Here is a 5,265-nt window from a genome sequence, read left to right as displayed (position 1 = left end):
TTCCTGAATATCTTCGGCAGTATGAGTGGCTGTTGGGATTAAACGAAGTAAAATTAACCCTTTAGGTATCACGGGATAAACCACTATGGAACAGAATATCCTGTAATTTTCCCGTAGGTCTTTGACCAATGCCATGGCTTCTGGTATACTTCCTTCAAGATAGACGGGTGTCACACAACTTTGTGTGGTTCCAAGATCAAAACCTCTTTCGCGTAAGCCACCTTGTAGTGCATTGACATTTTCCCAAAGTTTTTGTTTGAGCTCGGGCATAGTGCGCAACATATCCAGTCGTTTCAAGGCACCCTCAACTAAAACCATTTGCAATGATTTTGCAAACATTTGTGAACGCAGGTTGTATTTTAAATAATTGATAATTTCCTGATCGGCAGCGATAAAAGCTCCTGTACTCGCCATTGATTTGGCAAAAGTGGCAAAATACACATCGATATCTTTCTGAACACCTTGCTCCTCACCTGCTCCGGCTCCTGTTTTCCCAAGTGTTCCGAATCCGTGGGCATCATCAACAAAAAAGCGGAAGTTGTATTTTTCTTTCAGTGCAACGATTTCCTTGAGTTTCCCCTGTTCACCACGCATCCCGAAAACGCCTTCTGAAATAAGTAGGATTCCACCGCCTGTTTTTTCAGCAACCTTAGTGGCGCGTTGCAGGTTTTTTTCGATACTTTCCATATCGTTGTGCTTGTAAGTAAAGCGCTGGCCCAAATGCAGGCGAACCCCGTCAATAATACAAGCGTGTGCATCCACATCATAAACAATCACATCGTATTTGGAAACAAGGGCATCAATGGTAGATACCATTCCCTGATAACCGAAGTTTAAAAGATAAGCAGCTTCTTTATCAACAAAAGCGGCAAGTTCGTCTTGCAGTTTTTCGTGAAGATCAGTATGACCGCTCATCATTCTAGCGCCCATTGGGTATGCCGAGCCCCATTTTGCAGCAGCTTCAGCATCTGTTTTTCTTACTTCAGGGTGGTTGGCAAGGCCCAGATAATCATTGATGCTCCAGGTAATTACTTCTTCGCCCTTAAATTTCATTCGGTTGGAAATGGGTCCCTCAAGTTTTGGAAATACAAAATAGCCTTCTGCCTGTTCTGCCCACTTTCCAAGGGGTCCCTTGTCTTTGTAGATTTTATCAAATAAATCTCTCATAAAAAGTTAGTCAATTTAACGCAGTAAAATTAAATAAATTAATTGGCAATACAATTTTATATGTAACCAATTTGGGTTTGGCCGAAAACAAAAAAAACCATCACAATGTAAGTGATGGTTTTGAAATATAAAAATGTTTTTTACTTGATGTATTCTATTTTCTCTTTAGCTTCAAGGTTTTGACTGTCAAAAAATCCTTGCTCATTCATCCAGTCGTCACTAAACACTTTGCTCATATAGCGCGAACCGTGATCAGGGAAAATAATTACCACTTTGCTGTTTTTATCAAATTCGCCGTCTTCAGCAAGTTGTTTGACCCCTTGCATAGCGGCTCCACTGGTGTAACCAACGAAAAGGCCTTCTTTTCTTGCCAACTCACGCGCCATATGGGCACTAGACTCGTCATTTACTTTTATAAACTTGTCGATAATATCAAAATCTGTTGCTGTAGGAATCAGGTTTTTACCCAAACCTTCGATGCGGTAAGGATAGATTTCTTCTTCATCAAACTCGCGGGTTTCGTGGTATTTTTGAAGTACTGAACCAAAAGCATCAATTCCTAAAATTCTGATAGCGGGGTTTTTGGATTTTAAGAATCTTGCAATTCCCGAAATGGTTCCTCCTGTACCACTGCAAGCCACCAAATGGGTAATTTTCCCTTCGGTTTGCTCCCAGATTTCAGGACCGGTAGTTTTGAAATGAGCGTCAATGTTCAATTCATTAAAATACTGATTGATATAGATAGAGCCTTTGATTTCTTCGTGAATACGTTTGGCCACCTGATAGTAGGAGCGCGGGTCGTCTGCACTCACGTTTGCAGGGCAAACATAAACTTTGGCACCCATGGATTTTAGCATGTCAATTTTGTCTTTAGACGATTTTGAACTTACCGCCAAAATACACTCATAGCCTTTAATCACACTCACCATCGCAATACTGAAACCTGTGTTTCCACTGGTGGTTTCAATAATAGTATCTCCGGGCTTAAGGATGCCTTTTCTTTCGGCTTCTTCAATAATATAAAGTGCTATTCTGTCTTTGGTGGAGTGTCCGGGATTAAAAGCTTCTACTTTAGCAAGAAACTCGCCCTTCAGGGATTGGGTAACGTTGTTTAAACGAATTAGCGGTGTGTTGCCAATAAGTTCGAGAACATTACTGTACGCTTTTATTTCTTGTTTCATAAATATATGTTTGATAAGAAACAAATGGAGTTAAATATACAAAAAAAAACAAACTCCATTACTTTGCAAAACTGTGCAAATTTAATTTATTTTTTTTAATTACTCGTTAATTCCTTCCATGTCCAGTAAAAATGCATACTGCATGGCCACTTCTTTCAAGGCTTCAAACCTGCCTGAAGAGCCGCCATGACCCGCATCCATATTGGTGTGAAAAAACAATAAATTATCGTCTGTTTTTAATTCGCGTAACTTGGCTACCCATTTGGCCGGCTCCCAGTATTGCACCTGTGAGTCGTGTAACCCTGTGGTTACAAACGTATTGGGATAAGCTTTGGCCTCAACATTATCATAAGGTGAATAAGATTTAATGTATTGATAATATGCTTCATTGTTGGGATTGCCCCATTCATCATATTCACCGGTAGTCAAAGGAATGGAATCATCAAGCATAGTGGTCACCACATCCACAAAAGGAACGGCTGCCACGATACCATTGTACAATTCAGGGGCCATATTCATTACGGCACCCATTAAAAGTCCGCCGGCTGAGCCGCCCATGGCATACAAATGCTCGGGTGAAGTGTAACCTTCGGCAATCAGGAATTTCGATACATCGATAAAATCAGTAAAGGTGTTTTTTTTATTCAGCAGTTTTCCGTCTTCATACCACTGTCTGCCCATATACTCGCCTCCGCGAATGTGTGCTATAGCGAAAATAAATCCGCGATCAAGCAAACTCAAACGTGTGGATGAAAAATAAGGATCCATTGTTGCGCCGTATGAACCGTAACCATACTGCAACAATGGATTAGTGCCATCAAGCTGGATTCCTTTTTTGTACACAATAGAAATCGGAATTTTTGTACCATCTGCCGCAGTTGCCCATAGCCGCTTGGACTCATAGTTGTTTTTGTCAAACTTGCCTCCAAGAACTTCCTGTTCTTTAAGAATGGTCTGTTCTTTGGTTTTCATATTAAAATCAATGGTTGCAGCAGGTTGTGTCAAACCGTTGTACCCGTACCTTAATATATCAGTATCAAATTCGGGGTTTTGAGTGGTGTATGCGGTATAGGTTTCGTTGTCAAACGGTAAATAATAGGAGTCCGTACCATCCCATCGGCTGATGTATATTTTGTTCAAACCATTGTTGCGCTCGCTAACTACCAGATAGTCTTTAAAAATTTCAAAATCTTCAATCAACACATCTTCCCTGTGACCTATCACTTCCTGCCAGTTGTCTGAAGTAGTTTTATTGACAGGGGTTTTCATCAGTTTAAAATTGCTGGCGCCGTCTTTATTTGTCAGCACATAAAAATGGTCGTCAAAATGGGCGATATTGTATTCCACGCCGCGTTCTCTGGGGCTGAACATTTTGAACTCCCCATCCGGTGTGTCGGCATTTAAAATGCGGAATTCACTGGTGAGTGTGCTCACAGAGCCAATGACCAAATAGCGGTCAGATTTGGTTTTGTAAACAAACGTTCTGTAAGTGTCGTCTTCTTCGTAAAAAACCACAACGTCTTCACTAGGGTTTGAACCCAGCTTATGTTTGTGTATTTTATCTGAACGCAGTGTTTGAACATCTCTTCGGGTGTAAAACAATGTTTTATTATCGTTTGCCCAAGTAGAACCTCCGGTGGTCATTTCAATTTTTTGAGGATATATTTCACCGGTTTCAAGGTTTTTAATCTGAATGGTGTAATTTCTTCGGCTTACGGTGTCAATACCAAATGCGGCCAGTTTATTGTCAGGACTAACGTTTATGCCTGCCAGGTGGAAATAGGCGTGGCCTTCAGCCATTTTGTTTCCGTCAAACATAATTTCTTCTTCCGCATCAACCGAGTCTTTTTTACGGGTAAAAATGGGATAATCCTTACCAGTTTCAAAACGGGTGATGTAGTAATAGCCATTGTAGAAATAAGGAACCGACTCATCATCTTCCTTGATACGGGCTTTCATTTCTTCAAAGAGTGAAGTTTGAAAATCCTTGGTATGGGCTGTCATTTTGTGGTAATAGTCGTTTTCGTGCTCCAGGTAGTCAATCACTTCGGGATTTTCCCTGTCGTTCAACCAATAATAGTTGTCGATTCTTATGTCACCGTGAATCTCAAGGTGTTTTTCAATTTTTTGTGCAGTGGGGGGTGTAATGTCCATTTGGTCTTGCTGTGTTTTATCTTTTTTACACGAGGTGGCAAAAATAAGACATAACACAATAAGGAGGTAACTATTTTTCATTTGTTATTAGTTAGTTAGTAACAAGCGAATTTAATAATTTTGTGCTTCACTTTTTAAAAACAAGAAAATTATGTTTGGAGATTTAATGGGAATGATGGGTAAGCTTAAGGAAACCCAACAGAAAGTAGAAGCTACCAAAGAACGCCTGAACACCGTTTTGGTGGACGAAAAAAGCAGTGATGGCCTATTGCAGGTAACCCTAACCGCCAACCGCAATATAAAAAGCATAGAAATTGACGACAGCCTGATGCAGGACAAGGAACAATTGGAGGATTATTTAGTGCTTACGCTAAACAAAGCCATTGTTAGAGCCACATCAGTTCATGAAACCGAACTTGCCGCAGTGGCCAAAGAAGGCATGCCCAATATTCCCGGGATGGAGGGGATGTTTAAGTAAAGGGTTTATGGTTTATGGTTTATGGTTTATGGTTTCAAGTTAAATTTAATCCTTGAATTTTGAACATTAAATTTTCAATATGCTGCAATCACTATTAAAAGACAAAAACATCATCCTCGCCTCAGGCTCACCGCGAAGGCAGCAGTTTTTTAGGGAACTGGATATCCCGTTTTCAATTCAGTTGAAACCGGTGGAGGAAGTGTTTCCAAATCATTTAAAAGGCAAAGAAATTTCTGAATACCTCTCCGTTTTAAAAGCGGCTGCGTTTACCGGTTTAAAGGAAAA

The 5,265-nt window shown here is 40.3% G+C and carries 5 protein-coding genes; 2 read left to right on the top strand and 3 right to left on the bottom strand.

All coding sequences use genetic code 11. The features are described from left to right. The 3 genes from capB to AC6F75_RS03140 form a co-directional block, all read right to left on the bottom strand. Nucleotides 1-1,167 (bottom strand): cysteate-C-fatty acyltransferase (gene capB, locus AC6F75_RS03150; RefSeq protein WP_500713498.1); only part of this gene is annotated, 1,167 nt, incomplete at its 3' end. Between the two features lie 140 nt (nt 1,168-1,307). Next, on the bottom strand, nt 1,308-2,348 hold the full coding sequence (gene capA, locus AC6F75_RS03145; protein WP_500713497.1) for a cysteate synthase: 1,041 nt from the start codon (nt 2,346-2,348) through the stop codon (nt 1,308-1,310). Between the two features lie 99 nt (nt 2,349-2,447). Continuing rightward, nucleotides 2,448-4,583: a prolyl oligopeptidase family serine peptidase gene (locus AC6F75_RS03140; RefSeq protein ID WP_500713496.1), complete on the bottom strand. Its 2,136-nt coding sequence runs from the start codon at nt 4,581-4,583 to the stop codon at nt 2,448-2,450. Between the two features lie 70 nt (nt 4,584-4,653). Here AC6F75_RS03140 and AC6F75_RS03135 point away from each other — a divergent pair, with 70 nt between their 5' ends. Continuing rightward, entirely contained in the window at nt 4,654-4,980 is a 327-nt protein-coding gene (locus AC6F75_RS03135; protein ID WP_500713495.1) for a YbaB/EbfC family nucleoid-associated protein, read from the top strand. A 79-nt stretch (nt 4,981-5,059) separates the two neighbouring features. Beyond that, the coding region (locus AC6F75_RS03130) for a Maf family protein (protein ID WP_500713494.1) at nt 5,060-5,265 on the top strand (206 nt) is incomplete at its 3' end.

Source organism: Planktosalinus sp. (assembly GCF_059864935.1).
The sequence above is the reverse complement of the archived record's forward strand: the minus strand, read 5'-3'. Positions and strand labels throughout refer to the sequence as shown.